13 protein-coding genes are annotated in these 17108 nt (G+C 54.8%); 5 read left to right on the top strand and 8 right to left on the bottom strand.

All coding sequences use genetic code 11. From position 1 onward, the window contains the following. Positions 1-39 precede the first annotated feature (39 nt). Complete coding sequence (locus tag QEH53_RS17875) at positions 40-3150, bottom strand: efflux RND transporter permease subunit (RefSeq protein ID WP_309024577.1); 3111 nt, start codon at positions 3148-3150, stop codon at positions 40-42. Positions 3151-3250: 100 nt separating this feature from the next. Beyond that, positions 3251-4336: an efflux RND transporter periplasmic adaptor subunit gene (locus QEH53_RS17880; protein WP_309024578.1), complete on the bottom strand. Its 1086-nt coding sequence runs from the start codon at positions 4334-4336 to the stop codon at positions 3251-3253. Between the two features lie 209 nt (positions 4337-4545). On the opposite strand from QEH53_RS17880, the gene QEH53_RS17885 reads away from it, so the two are divergent. Next, positions 4546-4989 carry a Minf_1886 family protein gene (locus QEH53_RS17885; protein WP_309024579.1) on the top strand — a complete coding sequence of 148 codons (444 nt, stop codon included), beginning with the start codon at positions 4546-4548 and terminating at the stop codon, positions 4987-4989. A gap of 100 nt (positions 4990-5089) precedes the next feature. Beyond that, positions 5090-7663 (top strand): pitrilysin family protein, encoded by a 2574-nt coding sequence (locus QEH53_RS17890; RefSeq protein ID WP_309024580.1) that lies wholly within the window; start codon positions 5090-5092, stop codon positions 7661-7663. A gap of 117 nt (positions 7664-7780) precedes the next feature. On the opposite strand, the gene QEH53_RS17895 is transcribed toward QEH53_RS17890, so the two are convergent. Continuing rightward, the gene (locus QEH53_RS17895; protein WP_309024581.1) at positions 7781-9148 is read right to left on the bottom strand and encodes an alkaline phosphatase D family protein; all 1368 of its coding nucleotides are present in this window, start codon (positions 9146-9148) and stop codon (positions 7781-7783) included. Between the two features lie 224 nt (positions 9149-9372). Here QEH53_RS17895 and QEH53_RS17900 point away from each other — a divergent pair, with 224 nt between their 5' ends. Both QEH53_RS17900 and QEH53_RS17905 read left to right on the top strand, forming a co-directional pair. After that, complete coding sequence (locus QEH53_RS17900; protein WP_309024582.1) at positions 9373-10011, top strand: DUF4202 domain-containing protein; 639 nt, start codon at positions 9373-9375, stop codon at positions 10009-10011. A 122-nt stretch (positions 10012-10133) separates the two neighbouring features. Further along, positions 10134-12623 carry a glycoside hydrolase family 2 protein gene (locus QEH53_RS17905; protein ID WP_309024583.1) on the top strand — a complete coding sequence of 830 codons (2490 nt, stop codon included), beginning with the start codon at positions 10134-10136 and terminating at the stop codon, positions 12621-12623. Between the two features lie 60 nt (positions 12624-12683). Here the strand turns inward: QEH53_RS17905 and QEH53_RS17910 are convergent, their stop codons facing one another. Beyond that, positions 12684-14270, bottom strand: a complete 1587-nt coding sequence (locus tag QEH53_RS17910) for an MFS transporter (protein ID WP_309024584.1) — start codon at positions 14268-14270, stop codon at positions 12684-12686. A 193-nt stretch (positions 14271-14463) separates the two neighbouring features. Here QEH53_RS17910 and QEH53_RS17915 point away from each other — a divergent pair, with 193 nt between their 5' ends. After that, positions 14464-15282, top strand: coding sequence for a hypothetical protein (locus QEH53_RS17915; RefSeq protein ID WP_309024585.1), 819 nt, complete (start codon positions 14464-14466; stop codon positions 15280-15282). A 118-nt stretch (positions 15283-15400) separates the two neighbouring features. On the opposite strand, the gene trxA is transcribed toward QEH53_RS17915, so the two are convergent. Genes trxA through QEH53_RS17935 form a run of 4 tightly spaced genes read right to left on the bottom strand, consistent with a single transcriptional unit; the run spans position 15401 to position 17039 of the window. Further along, positions 15401-15724, bottom strand: a complete 324-nt coding sequence (gene trxA / locus QEH53_RS17920) for a thioredoxin (protein ID WP_309024586.1) — start codon at positions 15722-15724, stop codon at positions 15401-15403. A 2-nt stretch (positions 15725-15726) separates the two neighbouring features. Next, the gene (locus QEH53_RS17925) at positions 15727-15990 is read right to left on the bottom strand and encodes a hypothetical protein (RefSeq protein ID WP_309024587.1); all 264 of its coding nucleotides are present in this window, start codon (positions 15988-15990) and stop codon (positions 15727-15729) included. 35 nt (positions 15991-16025) lie between these two features. After that, positions 16026-16277 (bottom strand): hypothetical protein, encoded by a 252-nt coding sequence (locus tag QEH53_RS17930; protein WP_309024588.1) that lies wholly within the window; start codon positions 16275-16277, stop codon positions 16026-16028. Positions 16278-16292: 15 nt separating this feature from the next. After that, the gene (locus QEH53_RS17935; RefSeq protein WP_345785740.1) at positions 16293-17039 is read right to left on the bottom strand and encodes a segregation/condensation protein A; all 747 of its coding nucleotides are present in this window, start codon (positions 17037-17039) and stop codon (positions 16293-16295) included. Between the last annotated feature and the right edge of the window lie 69 nt (positions 17040-17108).

Below are 17108 nucleotides of genomic sequence, written 5' to 3' on the forward strand. Positions count from 1 at the left end.
GGTTTGCTCGTAGAATGCGCAGAAAGGTTTGGATGAGGTTTAATCTCGTTTTAGTCGGAAGCGTCTCTTGATGTTGTCTTCGCAGGCGAGTAGTGACGGTGTCAATACGAGCGTGAGAATGGTCGCGAAGGCGAGACCGAAGGCGACGGAGGTGGCGAGTTGACTCCACCATTGGGTAGAGGGAGCGCCGATGGCGACGTGTGGTGTGAAGAAGTCGAGGTTGATGCCAAAGACCATGGGTATGAGTCCAAGGATTGTGGTCACTGTCGTTAGCAAAACGGGGCGAAGACGTTGAGCTGCGGTGAGCAGCGCGGCGTCATAGGAGTCCATGTTTTTGCGATGCGTGTTGAAGGTATCGATGAGGACGATATTGTTGTTAACGACGATGCCGGCGAGGGCGATGACGCCGATACCGTTCATGACGATGCCGAAAGCTTGGTCCATAACAAGCAGTCCGATGAATACGCCGAAGGTGGAGAAGAGCACCGCGGTGAGGATGAGCATGGACTGGTAGATGCTGTTGAATTGGGTGATGAGGATGATGGCGATGGCAAAGACTGCTACGAGGAAGGCCTTGCCGAGGAAGGCTTCGGCTTCCTTTTGCTCTTCGTCTTCCCCTCGGTAATCGATTTTCACTCGTGTGAAATCGATTCCGGAAGTGGGCAACCAATCGCGGAGTTGCTCGAAGATGGCTGCGGGTTGCACGCCTTCTTCAACCTCGGCCGCTACGGTGTAGACGCGGCGTTGCTCGACGCGATTGATGGATTGAACACGGGGAGCGGGGCGCTGCGTTATAAAATTGGATACGGGTGCGAGTCCGGCTTCGGTGACTATTTTGAGGTTGGCGACCTGATCGAGGTTTCGTTCGTCGAAGGGATAACGAGCTCGGATTTCGACTTCGTCATCAGCGTCGAAGGGGCGGTATTCGCCAATTTCGACCCCGTTGGTGAGCATTTGTATTTCGTTTCCTATTACAGTGATGTCTGCCCCGTAGCGAGCGGCTTCGGTGCGGTCGACTTCGATTTCCCACTCGAATCCTTCCACGCCTCGGGTGTCGGCTATATCGATAAGACCTTCGGTGGCTTCGAACTTTTCGACGATTATCTGGGTGGCCTTATTGAGAGCGTCCGGAAAGGCGGAGCTGATTTGCAGCTGGACGGGTTTGCCGACAGCGGGACCAGCGTCGGGCTTGGCGAATTCGATATGAATGCCGGCGAGGTCGGCGGTGCGTTCCCGAATGGTGTCGAAAATCTGGTTGGCGGTGGGGCGGCTTTCCCAGTGGGTGAATTCGAACTGGATGACCCCGACGGTGTCCTCAGGCACGTTTTGGGCGCGGAGTTCGGGATCGGCTCGGGAGTAGAGGAACTTGATGCCGTCGATATTGTGGATACGGCTTTCGACTTGGCGTACGAGTAGGTCCGCTTCGTCTACGGAAAGGTTTCCGCGGGCGCGGATGTTCATGCTGGCGAATTCTGGCTCGACGTCGGGAAAGAACTCGATGCCGTGGCCAAATTTGGCGTAGGTCGCGATAACGCCGACGAAGAGCACGATGAGGGCGACCAATTGCAGAACAGGGTGGCGAATGACTTTGTTCAGGAAGCGCGCGTAACTTCCGGTGAAGCCTTTTATTTTGGTGACGTCTGCGTGCTTGGCGCCGTCGAGAGCATCTAGGGCATCGTTGTCCGAATTGTTGGCCTTGCCAAAGATCGCACCGAGCGCGGGCACAAATATGAGGGCCATAGCCAAGGAAGCGGTTAGGGTGGCGATCAAGGTGATTGGCAGGTATTTCATGAATTCGCCAACCATGCCGGGCCAGAAGAGGAGGGGGGCGAAGGCGGCCAAGGTGGTTAAGGTGGAGGCGATAATGGGGAGTGCCATCCGCTTGGAGGCTTCCGCGTAAGCAGCGCCTTTGGGCATGCCTTCGGCCATTTTCCGGTCGGCGAATTCGGTGACGACGATGGCTCCGTCGACGAGCATGCCCACTGCCATGATAAGTGAGAAGAGGACCACGATGTTAACTGTGAATCCTATGGCATAGAGGAAGAGTACGCCCGCGAGAAAGGAACCGGGGATGGCAATACCTACTAGTAGGGCCGAGCGAACGCCGAGAGCGATGATGACCACCACCATGACGAGTACGATCGCTGAGATGACGTTGTTTTGCAGGTCGAGCAGCATATCGCGGATGCCAGTCGATTTGTCCTGCGAGTAGGTGACGGAGAGATTGTCGGGCCAAAGCGGCCGCGTGCTTTCGACGAGTTCCTTCACGGCGGCGATGGTATCGAGCACGTTTTCGCCGGAGCGCTTGGAGACTTCAATGCCGATGGCTGGTTCGCCATTGAGGCGGGCGTAAGCAGAGCGGTCCTTAAAAGTGCGTCGCACGGTGGCGACGTCGGCGAGACGCAGGACTTTGTCGCCGTCGCGCTTGACCGGGATGTCCATGACCTCTTGGGCGGACTTGAAGAGACCGGGGACTTTGACGGCAAAGCGGCCGTCGCCTTTGTCCATGTTGCCTGCGGCTACGATCTTGTTGTTGCGGGAGATGAAGGTGATTATCTCGCCCTGGGAGAGGTTGTAGGAGCGCAGCACGGTCGGGTCGATAATGACCTCTACCACTTCCTCGCGGTCACCGATGACGCGGGCTTCGAGGACTTGGCTGATGCCTTCGATCTCGTCGCCGAGGTCCTTGGCAATCTTGGTCAGGGCGCGTTCTGGGACTTCGCCGGAAAGCGTGATGACGATGACGGGGAATTGCGAGAGGTTGATCTCATGCACGGTCGGCTCCTCGGCGGCCTGGGGAAGCTCGGCTCCGGCGAGGTCGACTTTTTCGCGAACATCGGCGAGGGCGGCGTCGGGATCGAATCCGGCGTTGAACTCGAGGGTGACGGAGGCGGAGTTTTGCGAGGCGTTGGAAGTCATCTCCTTCACGCCTTCCACGCTGGAGAGTTCCTGCTCCATGGGGCGCACGAGAAGGCGCTCGGCGTCCTCGGGCGAGATGCCTTCCATGTACATAGAGACGTAGATGGTCGGGATGGTGATGTCCGGATCCGATTCCTTAGGAATCTGGATGTAGGCGAACATGCCTGCGGCGAGGATGAAGAAAAGCGCGAGGTTGACCGTGCGCTTACGGCTGAGAATGAGTTCGATCACTTTTTGTAGGTGATTGGGTGCTGGATCCTAGATGCTAGGGAGTTGGAGGGAGAGGGTGTTGGGGAATCGCGGTACATGGCCGCTTCCTACCGAGCCAGGATTACTGGATGCTGCTTTCTTCGACGGCGTTGACGGTGGCGCCGGGGACGACAAAACCTTGGCCCACAGTGATGAGCTTTACTTTCTCGGGAAGGCCGCTGACCCAGACCCCGTCGTCGGCAGTACCGATGATCTTGGTCTTGTGGAAGCTTACCTCGTTTTCGTCGTCGATGGTTTTAAGTCCGAGCTCGCCGTCGGTGTCGGCACTTAGGAATAGGATCGCTGGAGTGACCTTGTGGGCCATCTGGGTGGCTGTAGTGGCTACGATGTCGGCGGTCATGCCCGCTTCGAAGGATAGATTCGGGTTTTCAAATTCGAGCTCGACAGTGTAGGTGCGAACCGCGGAGTTTGCCGATTTGGAGAGGTATCGTATGTGTCCTTCCACCGTTTTGTCTCCGATCTTGGCGACAGCCGGGGAGTCGGCATTTATCTTTTGGATCTCCTGCTCGGTGGCCTCGGCGGTAACGATCATAGGATTGAGAGCGAGGAAATGGGCCATGGGGTCGCCGATCGCGACGAACTCGCCTTCCTCGACGAGACGATCATTGAAAACCCCGTCGTAGGGCGCGGAAACGACGGTGTGTTCGAGGGCGATTCGCGTGGCCGCCAAGGTGCTTTGAGCGTTTGCGAGCGCGGCGGCGGTCTCGGCGAGCCGGGTTTCTGATTGGTAGCCGCTTGAGCGGAGTTTTTGGGCTGCGTCGTATTCGAGCTGCCGCTGTTGGAGGACGGCTTCTGCGGCCTCGATTTGCTCGGGCAGGTTTTGCGGATCGATTTTGATGAGCGGATCTCCCGCTTTGACGGCGCTTCCTCGCTGTGCGACGATCTCGAGGATTTGCCCGCCGATTTCGGCTTTCAAGACGCTTTCTCGCGAGGCGAGCGTCTTGCCGCGAAGGGTTACCTTGGCGGCAAACTCCTGGGCGATCGAGTCGCGCACGCGCACGCTGGGAAGCGGCTTCTCGGTGGCTTCCACGGCTTGAACGGCCTCTGCTTTTTGGGCGGCTTCGTCGTTGGCGCCGATTGATCCGAACACCATCCAGGCGGTCAGAATAACTACGATAAGAGTAGCGATGGTAAGGTTGGTTTTCATCCTGTTTTTTAGGTCAAAGCGTGTTCAGAGGCATAGGGTTTGCCAGCCTAGGCCCCATTATACGCTCTTATATTTCGAATGGTTACGGAAAATGACTGCAGCTTGCACCGCTACAACTTTCTTTTTGAGAGATTGACAGTACAACCCCGTGCAAGTGGGGTTCTCTTTGCAAAAGTTGCCTCTAATTAAGGGAGCGCTATGTCACAGTAATGAAAGAGCACGATTTTACGGAAGTTGTTAGCCTCATCGTCAAAGAGGATCCGCGTTACGCGAAAAACGGGTACCTCTTTCTGCAGAAGGCCCTGAACTTCACCATCGACCGGGAGCGCAAGCGTCAAGGCAAGGTAGTGACGAAGGCAGCTAAACGGCACGTTTCGGGTCAGGAGTTGCTGGAAGGGATACGGGAGTACGCGCTCGATCAATACGGACCGATGACGTATTATATTCTGACCTCTTGGGGGATTGCGAAATGCGAGGACTTCGGCGAAATGGTATTCAACCTGATCGAGTACGGAGTTTTCAGCAAAAACGATAACGACGCTCGCGAAGACTTCGCTGCGACCTACACGTTCAAGGAAGCCTTCGAGGATCCGTTCAAGCCGAAGAAACGCTTTCTTAAGCGCCCCAGCTATCGGGCAATCGAGTCGTTGTAGGTGGCATCGTGTGCTATTTGCTCGCGACTGAGGTCGCTCCAACTTTTTGAATTCGTATTGAGGACGACTTGGAAGTCGTCCCTCCACACTTCTTATCGATATGATTGATTTTCCTAACAACCGCTCGCTGGATGCGAGCCAGGCTCTGATCGCTCCTCTCATGAAGGAACCTGTTGACCGTTACGTTTTGGACAACGGGCTAACGGTTCTGTTGAAGCCAGATCGTTCTTCGCCTGTTTGTTCGGTGCAAGTTTGGGTCAAGACTGGCAGCATGCACGAGGATAGCCACCTAGGGTCAGGGATCTCGCACTTCGTGGAGCACATGCTCTTCAAGGGTACGGGCAAGCGGCCGGGCAAGGAAATTGCCCGCGTGGTTCACGAGTCGGGTGGCTACATAAACGCTTACACGACGTTTGACCGTACCGTGTACTACATCGACATGCCCGCTGAAAATGCTGAGGTGGCTCTCGATGTTCTGGGTGATTCCGTGTTCGGCTCGGTCTTCCCGGCGGAAGAGGTGGACAAAGAGCGCGAGGTTATCAATCGCGAGATCGCCATGGGCGAAGACGATCCCGACAGCAAGCTGATGCACTCGCTCTTCGAAACGGCATTCAATAAGCATACCTATCGCTATCCGATTATTGGATACAAGGACGTCTTCAATCGAATCTCGCGCGAGGACCTCGTCGGCTACTATGAGGAAAGATACGTTCCGAACAACGCGGTTCTCGTGATTGCGGGTGACTTTGCAGCCGCCGATATGCGTGGAGCGGTCGAGAAGCATTTCAGTGCCTATCAGCGTCGTTCGCTTGCTCCGGTTTATCTCCCGGAGGAGCCCCTGCAATTGTCGGAGCGCCGCCAAGACCTTTACGAAGACGTGCAGATTTCCAGAGTGGCGATGGGTTTCCAGGTCCCTGGGCTAACACATGCGGACACGCCGGCGCTCGACGCCTTGGCGCTTGCCTTAGGCAGCGGCGATAGCGCATTGCTCTATCAACGATTGAGAGAGGAAACGCAGCTCGTTCACCACGTCGACGTCTCGAACTGGACGCCCGGTAGTGTGGGCGTGTTCTATATTTCGATGCTGTGCGATCCCGATAAGCTTCAGCCGGCCCTCGATGAGATGCGGTCCTATATCGAATCGCTTACGGAAAGTGATTTCTCGCAAAAGATCGTCGAGAAGGTGCGTCGCCAGCTGCTGGTAAATGAAGTTAATTCCCGAAAGACTGCTTCCGGCCAAGCTTCGCGTCTTGGTACCGCAGAAGTTGTGGTAGGAGATATTGGATACGCTCGTAATTATCTGAATCAAATAACCCAAGTTACGAGCGCTGATCTCAAGCGAGCGCTGGATACGTGGATACGTTGGGACCGATTGACGACAGTGACCTTGAATCCCAAGGACGAGCTCGAGAAGGGGACTGTTGTGGAGGACCAAGAAAAAGCGACTCTCGACTTTCAGGAGACGATTCTCCCAAATGGCTGCAAGATCCTGCTGCGTGAAAATAGGCGTCTGCCTAACCTGCATTTCCGGGTAGCGCTGCAGGCTGGTTCCTTGTTCGAGCCGGAGGGCAAGCACGGCCTTACCGCTTTGCTCTCCACCATGATGACTAAGGATACCGCCAAGCGCAGTGCCTTGGAAGTGGCCGAAGACATCGAAGGTGCCGGTGGAAGTTTCTATGAGTTCTCTGGCAACAACAGCTTAGGATTCGCTTTGGAAGTATTGCCGTCGGACACGGATATGGCGATCGATTTGCTGGAAGAGGCCCTCTTCCGGCCGTCTTTCAAGGACGAAGTTTTCGAGATCGAAAAAGAGTCGCACATAGCCGGAATAAAAGAGAACTTGGACGATATAGTGACTGCGGGTCGACGAACCTTGCGTAAGAAGTTTTTCGGTAAACATCCTTTTGGAATCAGCGGTAGTGGAGATTTGGAGACCGTAGAGTCGATAACGCTCGCAGATGTGATCGGGTTTTGGAAACAGATCGTAGTGGGCGGAAACGTGACGATCGGCGTTTCGGGACAGTTCGATTCGAAAGAGCTGAGAGCGAAGTTGGAAGCGTTGCTCAACAAGTTCGCCCCAGCTAAATTGCCGGAGCGAAAGGTTGCTTTCGACAAGCCCGTGGAACCGGGAGTGCATCGCGAGAAGATGGATCGCCAGCAGGCGATCGTTTTCCACGCATACCCAGCCCCCGGCTTGAAAGCGGAAGACTACTTCGTTTCCGAAGTCGCGGACGAGCTCTTTTCTGGGATGTCTAGCGAGCTCTTCGATCGCGTGCGCGAGAAGCTTAGCTTAGCTTATTTCGTTCGTTCGGCGCGTCTTGTCGGACTGGATACGTCAATGTTCTATTTTTATGCAGGCACCTCTCCCGAGCGCTTCGAGGAAGTGATCGTGGAACTGGATCGCGAAACACGTCGCGTGATGGACGGAGTCGACGAGGACGAGCTAGCTCGGTGCAAGAAGCGCCTCAAGGCTGCGAAGCGAATGAGCATGCAGACTAACTCAAGTTGCGCGAGCCAAGCAGTACTCAATGCGACCTATGGGTTGCCCGTAAACGAATGGCGGTTCTATGACCAAAAGATCGATGAGGTATCAGTGGAATCGCTACGCGATTTCGCTAAAAAATACTTCGTCGAAGCGAATCGCGTAGAACTGGTTATCGGTCCAATGGCCTAGCTCGGAGGATTTAGCAGTGAGCTGGGGGCCTCGAGTTAAAGCGTCGCCGTACGGTTCTTTATAGAAAAAAGCCGTCCGGAATCGGGCGGCTTTTTAGTTTGAAAACGTTGGCGAATATCAGTGTACCACGGCGTTGCTAGGTGCGGTGGGAGCGAGGGCTGCGTTAGCGTAAGCGTCGGGGTCGTCGACCTTGGTTTGCCATGAGGCCACACCGTTCTTCAATTCGCTGGCCTTAACCTCAAGAGTCGGGAATGCGCCTTCACCGAAAACGTTGATCACGTCGTAAGCGAAGCTTGGATCGTCGCCAGTCATGTCGAAGCTAAGAAGTCCGAAATTCATAGACGACGAATAGGGTTCGTGGATATTGATGGTGGAGGCTTCCTGATCGTCGTAAGTGGCTACGGGATCTTGGGCCAGCGGACTGCTTACAAGCTCGTAGAAATCGTATCCACCCTTCTGGGACATCGGGATCGCTTTGACTTCAGCTTGGTCGTTATCGCCGGACACGAGAATGACTCCTGGAATATCGTTGGAGGTAATGTAGCCGAGGAGCGAGTCGCGCTCTTCGACGTGGGCGGTCCAGGTGGAATTATTGTTTTCCTTGATATCGGTCCAGCTACTGCTGCTAAGCAGAACCTTGAACGGAGCGGAGCTCGCATCGAGCTCGGACTTGAGCCAATCGAGCTGGGCTTTGCCAAGGAGAGTGGAGTCGTCGCCGCTTTGGCGGAAGCTGTATGTGTCGAGAACGAAGAAGTCTACTCCGCCGTAGTTATACTTGAAATACGACCCGGGATTTTCGTCAGTGCCGTAGCTAGGGTTGGCCCAGTAGCGCTGGAAGACGTCGAAGGACTTTGGAGAATCTTGCTTCGGACCATCCCAAGTGGCCATTTGGGGGATAGAGCGTAGGAGGGGCTGCAGGAATGGGATATTGCGTTGCTTACGGTATTGCTCCGCTTGGAAAGCCGGTGGGAGGCCCTCCGCGGATTCGTTGTCGCCCAGCCAGAAGAAAGCGTGGGGACGGGCGTTTTGAACCTGCAGCCAGATGGCTTGCATTCCGTCGATTTCCGTCTTTGCACCGGCGCCGAAAGCGATGGTGAACTGGACTTCCATATCGGATGGAGGCGCTGTGAGGAGCGGATAGCCCTCCTTCTCGCGAACGGCGTCGAGGGGTTCGCCGTCCACGAGTATTTGGTAGTAGTAGAAGGAGCCGGCTTCGAGTCCGTCGATGGTCGCTTGCACGCAGTAGTCGTTCTCGGCTAAAGCGCGGAAGGGTGGGGTTTCGCGAGCATCAATGAACCGTGGGCTCTCTGAGTACAGGATGGAGAGGTCTGCTTCGCCGGCGACGCGGGCCCAGATCTGGGCCGAACTTTGGTCCACGTGGCCGAGCATGGGGCCCTGCATGAGCTTGGGAGCAGCTGTGGCGGCAAGGGCAGAAAGGGAGGCGCAGCTAGCGAGGATAGCGAGACGGAAGGATTGGATGCGCATATGTATTTGTCGTGGAGTTGATGTTAGCCGGCGTTTGTAAAACGTCCGTTAATGTAAAAGTATTGTTAAATCTACGACAGGATTTGGGAAGCCCGAAAGCTATCGGGAGTCGACCAACGAGGGCTGGGGGATTGGCTTAGGGTCGCTTGTCGGTACGACGATAAAATTGCTTGGTCGCATAGCAGCGCTATTGCTTTGCGACGTTGCATTTGTAGTGTGGCGAAATGGAACGTACCTTTGATAAAGACCTGCTTGTCCGGCAGTTGGGTCGAGTTGCCGACCCGACCCGCTTCCTGAAGACCATGGGGGAAATCGATTTGCTAAACGACGACGATCCCAAGCGAGTGGCGCTCGGAAAGCGGAACGTCGGGTACGAACTCTTTTTTGCCACTCAACTGACCCGGTGGGTGTTGCAGCTGGCACCGGAAGCATCCGAGGCTTTAATGCTGGCGGCCCGTGGACAGCATATCTGCCGTTGGATGATTCCTCGTGAGGACTACCCTCGTGACAGAGCAGGTTATCTGAACTGGCGGGCAGACCTGAAGAAGTTTCACGCCCATAAGGTTGGGATCGTCCTGCAAGAAATGGGGTATGACGAGGCGATGCAGTTAAAGGTTGCGGACCTTAACCTCAAGAAGGGCATCAAGAAGGATCCCGAGTGCCAGACCATGGAAGACGCGCTTTGCCTCGTCTTTCTGGAAAAGCAGTTTGCGGAGTTCAGCGAGAGGACCGACGAGGAGAAGATGATCGGCATCCTGCAGAAGAGCTGGGCAAAGATGAGCGAAGCTGGCCGCGAAGCCGCGCTCGCTCTCGAGCTTAGCGAAGATTGTCGGAAACTGGTTGAGAAGGCCCTTGCCACGTGAACGTTTAGTGCAGCGATTTCCGATCGCTTACGCAATTTCTCAAGCGAAATAAGTTCTGGAGCATTTCGACTTTTTGCGCTCCTGTCTGCTCTCTGACTGAGAATCGGAAACGACCCAAGATTATGATTGAAACGCTCTCGCTAGATGGAACTTGGATGCTCAAGGGGCCCAAGAAAATTAATATTCCAGCAACCGTACCTGGCTGCGTGCATGCTGATTTGCATCGGGAGAAGTTGATTCCGGATCCTTACTTTCGCGACAACGAGAAGCTTGTGCAGTGGGTGGGCGAGAAAAGCTGGACCTACTCGCGGAGCTTCGAGGTGGGCGGCAGTTTGCTAGAGCGCGACCGTGTTCTTCTGCGTTTCGATGGACTTGATACCTTGGCGAAAATTTCACTCAACGGCAAGGTGCTGGCGGAAACCGACAATATGTTTCGCGAGTGGGAGTTCGACGTGAAGTCTTTGTTGAGGGAAGGAGAGAATAAGCTCTCCATCGTTTTCTCCTCGGCCCTAATGTACGGACTCGCAAAGCAAAAGGAGCGATTCCTCTGGCAAACGGGTATGGGGCATCATCGCCTCGAAGGCGGCCAATGGGTTCGCAAAGAGCAGTCGAACTTCGGTTGGGACTGGGGTCCCATGATCGTGACCATGGGTATTTGGCGTTCGGTCCGTATCGACGCGTTCGATACAGCTGAGGTCACCGACCTTTTGGTTAAGCAGTCTCTGAGCAAAGGCTTCAAGAAAGCGGACTTGGAAATCGACGCCTTGGTGACGACGGCACGTCGCAGCAAACTCGCTGCTTTTGTCACCGTCTCGAAGGACGGGACCGTCGTGGCAACTGCGGAAGTACCCATAGCTCGGGGCAAGGCGAAGGCCAACCTCACTGTTCAGTCGCCGGAGCTTTGGTGGCCGAATGGACTAGGCGAGCAGCCGCTTTACGTGGTGGCAGTTTCCCTGCTCGACGGGGAAGGGGAGGTGATCAGCCAATCCAGCAAGCGGATCGGCATTCGCGAACTGAAGCTGGTGCGCGAAAAGGACCAGTGGGGCGAGTCGTTTTGCTTCGAGGCAAACGGAAACCGATTCTTCGCCAAGGGCGCGAACTGGATACCCTCCGACCAGTTCGACGTTTGGGGAACTGACGAGCGAAACCGTGATTTGCTCAAGTCCTCTATCGAGGCCAACATGAACATGATTCGTGTCTGGGGCGGAGGCAAATACGAACGGGACGACTTCTACGATGCTTGCGACGAGATGGGCGTCTGCGTTTGGCAAGACTTCATGTTCGCTTGTGCGGCGTATCCAGGCTTCGACGACGATTGGGTCGATAACGTGAAAGTTGAGGTCGAGCAGCAGGTTAAGCGTATTCGCCACCATGCCAGTTTGGCGATCTGGTGCGGCAACAACGAGATGGAGCACATACCGCCTATCCTCGGCGACGAACCCGGTCAAATGCCGTGGGACGAATACATAAAGCTATTCGACAAGGTGATCGGCAAAATTGTGAAACAAAACGATCCACAGCGCGACTACTGGCCCTCTAGCGAACACTCGCCAGTGGGGGATCGGAAGTTTTCCCAGAATCCGGATTGTGGAGATGCGCACTTGTGGAAGGTCTGGCATGGCCGTCGTCCTTTCGAATGGTATCGCACGGCGTTCCACCGTTTCTGCAGCGAGTTCGGTTTTCAGAGTTTTCCGGAGCCGAGCACGATCGAGACCTATACCAACAAAGAAGAGCGCAATGTGACTTCCTACGTTATGGAGCAGCACCAGCGCAGCCCGATCGGCAATAGCGCGATCATCGATTACATGCTCAGCTGGTTCCGCCTGCCGGTCGGTTTCGACAACACGATTTGGTTGACCCAGATCCTGCAAGGTCTGGCCATCAAGTACGCGGTCGAGCATTGGCGCATGAACAAGCCGCGTTGCATGGGTGCCTTGTACTGGCAGCTCAACGATTGCTGGCAGGTTGCGAGTTGGTCCTCGGTTGACTTTTTCGGGAAATGGAAGGCCTTGCACTACGCAGCTCGTAATTTCTACAACCCATTGCTCGTAGCAGGTGTAGAAGATCTGGATACAGATACGGTCGCGATCCACGTCGTGAACGATCTGCTCGAAGCCAAATCGCTAAGCATCGGTTGGAAGGTAGTCGACGTGGACGGCAAGGAACTCGAAACGGGGTCAAAGAAAATCCGCTCGGGCGCGAATTCGACGGGCGTTTTCAAGACGCTTAAACTGAAGAAGCTAGTAGCGGAGCATGGGCAGAGAGGGTTGATCGTGAAACTTTCTCTCAAGGACGGTCGCAAGGTGGTGAGCGAAAATTTGGTGACCTTTGCCCGTCCAAAGCACCTTTCCTTGGTCAATCCAGACCTTTCGCTCAAGGTGAAGGCGGCTACGAGAGGAGCTTACGATATTACGGTGACGGCTAATAAACCGGCGCTTTGGACCTGGTTGGAGCTAAAGGGAATCGACGCCCAGTACAGCGACAATTTCGTGCATCTCATGGCAGGCGAGTCGAACACGATTAGAGTGACGCCGAAAATCAAGACCACGGCAATCGCGGTGAAAGCTTTCTTGAGGGCTCGCTCGGTTTTCGATACGTACCAAGAAATTTAATACAAGTAAGGGCGGCCGTAGAGGTCGCCCTTCTTTGTGATTGGTAGCACTGCTGCTTCGTCACACCGTACCGCGGCGGTCTTCGAGTTGGGTACGGATCTCTCTCATCTTATCTGCGGTGAGCGGGAAGCGAACGATGAAGAAGAGAGAAACTACGAGGCCGGCTATGGGAACCGCAGCGAGAAGGAATCGTATCCAGAAAATGGCGCTATCCGGTTGGTCTCCTCCGAGCTCCGCGTCGAAGCCGGTTCTTTCGAGGGCTACACCCGTGATGAAGGTTCCGAGGATCATGCCGATTTTCATGATATAGCTGCCGCATGCTGAGAAGGCGCCCTCGCGACGGACCCCGCTTTCGAGTTCGTCGTAGTCGATGACATCGGCTCCGATGGACCCGTACATCATCCAGAAACCAGCCTGGGTGAGGGCGATGAAGCCCGTGGCGAGCACTTGCAGCATCTTGATCTCGGGGGTGTAGAGCCACCAGGTGGCGATGAACACGGCGATGCCGAAGAACTGGATGATGAGAATGACTCGCTTCTTATCGAACTTGGAGGCGAGTAAACCCCATATCATAGGACCGATGAAGCCAAAGAGCATTCCGACGATGCCCATCTTCAGATTGAAAAGGTTACCTTCGGTGCGGTTGCCGCCGCTCACGAAGTAGACGGTGGTGTAGAATCCGAGGGTGCCGACCATGCTCAATCCGAGAGAGTAAGCGAGTCCCATGGAAAGCTGGACGCGAAAGGGGCGGCAGCGCAGGGCTCCCCAAATAGAAGCGATAATCTTGGTCCTTGCTTGGTTTTTGTTTACGGTTTCGTAGTAGCGCTCCTTCAGTCCGAAAAAGAGAATGAAGCCGATGCAAATCATGACAGCTCCCAGCATGGAGGTGTAGACCCTGGCCGATAGCACAATGTTGATCTCTTCCGTACCGTCGCCTGTTTGCAGCCCAAATGGTGTTTCGAGGGCAGCCCAAGCCGCGGCAAAATTGAAGGTGAACAGGTTGCCGAGGAGCGATGTTGTCCAAGCGAATCCAGTGCTGAAAATATTGCCAACGACTTGCGGGATATCGGAAGCGGTCGCGCCCTCCCAGTTGAGGGCGGTCACAAAGGCCCCAGCGCCAAAGGAAGCGACTTCCATTACTTTTTGGATACTGCCCTTGTATTTGTAGATCGAGTTGCGCTCTGCGTAGTCTGGCGACAGTTCGGCACCTAGGCTGTTGTAGGGCATGTTGAAGCAGCTCACGAAGGCCATGAATACGATGGATGTAATGAGCATCCACCAAAAGTACTGCGTGTCGCTGGCTCCGACTTCTACCATGAAGAGGACGGGGAGGAATAGCCCGCTGAGGATGGATCCGACTAGGATGAAAGGGCGTCGTCGCCCGAAGCGCGTTCGGGTATTGTCCGACCACCATCCGAACACAGGGTCGGTGATGGCGTCCCACAGCAAACGGAGGCTAAGCGCGGTGCTTATGAGGGAGGGAGAGACGCCCAAGTACTGGTTGAAGAAGAGCCAGACGAAGGAGACATAGAACCAGTTGCCCCACATGTCGTTCCCAGAACCCAATCCATAAATGATCTTGGTACGCAGCGAGACAGACTGGGTGCTGGGCATATCTGACTCGGGCAAGGGCGAAGTGGGGGACATTGGCTTCTCTTAAGGGTGAGGAATCTGGGGATGGAAAACTAGGCTAAAGGCATACTTTATAGTCAAACTTCAAAACTTTAGCTTTTGCCCCGGCGGTTTGAGTTTTTTCTACGTCCGTAGAACTTAATAGCTCGGTCTCGAACGGGACCGTGAGGGGCAATAGCTCCACCTCGATACCCTAACCAAAATGTCTATGAACTATATTAAACGTGTAATTGTTTTTTCAATACTGAGCGTTGCAACCCCGTTGGCCTTTGCTGGCAAAGGCGAAGCTGAGAACTACATCGAAACTGAAATCTATACCCAAGAAGATAACGACGCTATGTTGGCCTTGTTCAAGGAACTGCGAGTAGCGGACGTAGCAGACGGAATGCACTCGGTTGGCCTGCCCCATACGGGTTTCGTCGATCCTGCCATCCATGCGGACTGGTTGGACCGGAAAACGATGAAGCATGTGATTCGCGGTATTGCGGTCACGGTGCGCTACGTTCCTACGCAGCGATCTGAGCATCCGGCGCCCGGGCAGGCCTTTTCTGAATGGGAAGGCAACTTCTACAACGAATATTCTTCAGAGCCTTTTGCGGACCATCTCTTTCCCGGAGCCGTTGTCATGATAGACGACGTTGAGGAGCGAGACATAGGCTCGATCGGCTCGTACAACATTCTGGCTTGGAAAGATCTGGGCGCGGTAGGCGTGATAACGGATGCGGGGTCGCGCGACACGGACGAGATCGCTTTGCAGGAGGTGCCACTGTACCTGAGGAAGCGTACTCGTGGAATTCGTCCAGGGCGTAACGAGATTGAGTCGATCAATCGTCCACTATCCTTTGGCGGCGTTTTGGTAATGCCAGGAGATGTGGTGGTAGCGGATGGCGATGGAGTCGTAGTGGTCCCGCGAGCAGTGGCGAAGGACGTGGCTGCTCATGCGCAGAAGGTTCTCGATGGAGATAAGGCTGGGAGACGGAGTTTGTACGAGCAGATGGGGATCCCACTCGACCAGACTGTTGAGTAGCGAGAAGCAGGACAGATAGCCGATCAAGGCCGCGTCCCCATTTATATCCAGCACGAAAAAGCCCTTCGCGGTTAGGCGAAGGGCTTTGTTTTCGAAAATGGGTTAGACTGGCGTGGCTTTAAACGTGAGCTTCGACCTTGGCTTTGAGATCATCCTTGCCGATCATTCCGACGATGGTTTCGACCTGCTCGCCACCCTTGAAAAGGATCAGGGTCGGGATCGCGCGGACGTTGAACTTGGCGGCAATGGCGCTGTTTTCGTCTACGTTGACCTTGGTGATGGCGGCTTTGCCATCGAGTTCACTAGCAATCTCTTCGAGAAGAGGAGCGATTGCCTTACAAGGTCCGCACCAAGGTGCCCAGAAATCCACTAGGACTGGTCCGCTTGCGGTGGATATAGCTTCGTCGAAGCTTTGTTCGTTCAGGTTGATAATGTCTGCCATGATTAGTGCGTGTTAAAGTAGATCAGAGCCGCGAATGCAAGAGAAGCCGTTGCGCAGATTAAACTGAGAGCGAATTCGAAGGGGCCCACGCGACTGTTTTTTCGGCGAGCGTATTCTTCGAGGAGGGTCAACGAATTGCCCTGCGAATCGGTTGCAAGCACCACTTGGTCGTCGTCCTTGGACTTGGTTGCAAGGATTTCCTCGCCCTTGCCATCTTCAATGGAAAGGGAGTTGGATGTGCTAGCTTCTCTATTGCGATTTGCCAATGGATTGGAGTGTCGGTCTGTCTGACCGTTCGGGTTCAATCTTGGGGACGGTTCTTTTCAATGAGTTCAGCTAGGTGCTTTTTCTCGATGGTTTCGAGCTGCTTCCCCGCCTTTTTCATGTCTTCGAAGGTTTTCACCACCGTTTCGGTCATCTTTTCGTGAGTCTCTTGGGATCCGCCGACGATGGAAAACTTGTCAGCTTGGGTGACGCGTTTGTGTCCATCTTCGTTGTCCAGACCAATTCCGAGTAGGTGTGATTGCTTGTTTGCTAGGCTTTCGTCTCGCACACCGCCTAGGTTGGGCTAAGGAGCTGGCTGTTCAAGCTCGTTTTCGTCCTCGAAGGAGAGGCTTTCGCCGCCTTCCAGTCCGGTGACAACGAAGTCGCAGAATGCTTCGTTTTGCTCGACCTTGAGGCGCCTCAAACGGGTGAGCTCCAAGATGGCGATAAAGGTAGTGACGAGCGTGCGAAGCCCGATGTGGCCATCGAAGAGGGATGAAAAGTTGAAAACGGGCTCGGTGCGAATTTTCGCGATTAGCATTTCCATCTGGTCGACCACAGTCACGGAGTCGTCCTGGATTTCTCCGACTACCAGTTTCTCGGTGAGGCGGCGGAGGACGATGTTGTAGGAGTTCCAGATCGCAATTTTGTCTTCGGGCTTGAGCGGTCGTTGCGGGGTCTCGGCCTTGTTAACAGAGTTGTAGTCGCGTTCCTTCAGGAGGGCTGCTCGATTGGAGAGCTTGTCGAGGGAGTCAGCGGCTTCCTTGAACTTTTTGTATTCCAATAGCTGGTGAACGAGTTCCCAGCGGGGGTCGATGTCAGCATCGTCGTCCTCGTCGTCGTCCGAAGCGATTCGCTTTTGCTTGGGCAAGAGGAGGCGACTCTTGATTTCCATCAGGGTGGCGGCCATGACGAAGAAGTCGCCGGCGACTTCGAGGCTGACATCTTTCATGGCGTTGATGACGCTTAGGTATTGGTCGAGAACGAGCTCGATGGGGATATCGTAAATGTCGATCTCATGCTTGCGGATGAGAAAGAGCAGAAGGTCCATGGGGCCTTCAAATACCGATAGCTTGATTCTGGGATCGTTCTCCTCTGACACGTCGGGAATTCACGTTGG

Source organism: Pelagicoccus sp. SDUM812002, assembly GCF_031127835.1.
Lineage (GTDB): Bacteria > Verrucomicrobiota > Verrucomicrobiia > Opitutales > Opitutaceae > Pelagicoccus.

Coding starts and splice junctions, on each gene's coding strand:
- QEH53_RS17880 (WP_309024578.1), bottom strand. CDS start 4,336: ATGAAAACCAACCTTACCATCGCTACTCTTATCGTAGTTATTCTGACC.
- QEH53_RS17885 (WP_309024579.1), top strand. CDS start 4,546: ATGAAAGAGCACGATTTTACGGAAGTTGTTAGCCTCATCGTCAAAGAG.
- QEH53_RS17890 (WP_309024580.1), top strand. CDS start 5,090: ATGATTGATTTTCCTAACAACCGCTCGCTGGATGCGAGCCAGGCTCTG.
- QEH53_RS17895 (WP_309024581.1), bottom strand. CDS start 9,148: ATGCGCATCCAATCCTTCCGTCTCGCTATCCTCGCTAGCTGCGCCTCC.
- QEH53_RS17900 (WP_309024582.1), top strand. CDS start 9,373: ATGGAACGTACCTTTGATAAAGACCTGCTTGTCCGGCAGTTGGGTCGA.
- QEH53_RS17905 (WP_309024583.1), top strand. CDS start 10,134: ATGATTGAAACGCTCTCGCTAGATGGAACTTGGATGCTCAAGGGGCCC.
- QEH53_RS17910 (WP_309024584.1), bottom strand. CDS start 14,270: ATGTCCCCCACTTCGCCCTTGCCCGAGTCAGATATGCCCAGCACCCAG.
- QEH53_RS17915 (WP_309024585.1), top strand. CDS start 14,464: ATGAACTATATTAAACGTGTAATTGTTTTTTCAATACTGAGCGTTGCA.
- trxA (WP_309024586.1), bottom strand. CDS start 15,724: ATGGCAGACATTATCAACCTGAACGAACAAAGCTTCGACGAAGCTATA.
- QEH53_RS17935 (WP_345785740.1), bottom strand. CDS start 17,039: ATGGACCTTCTGCTCTTTCTCATCCGCAAGCATGAGATCGACATTTAC.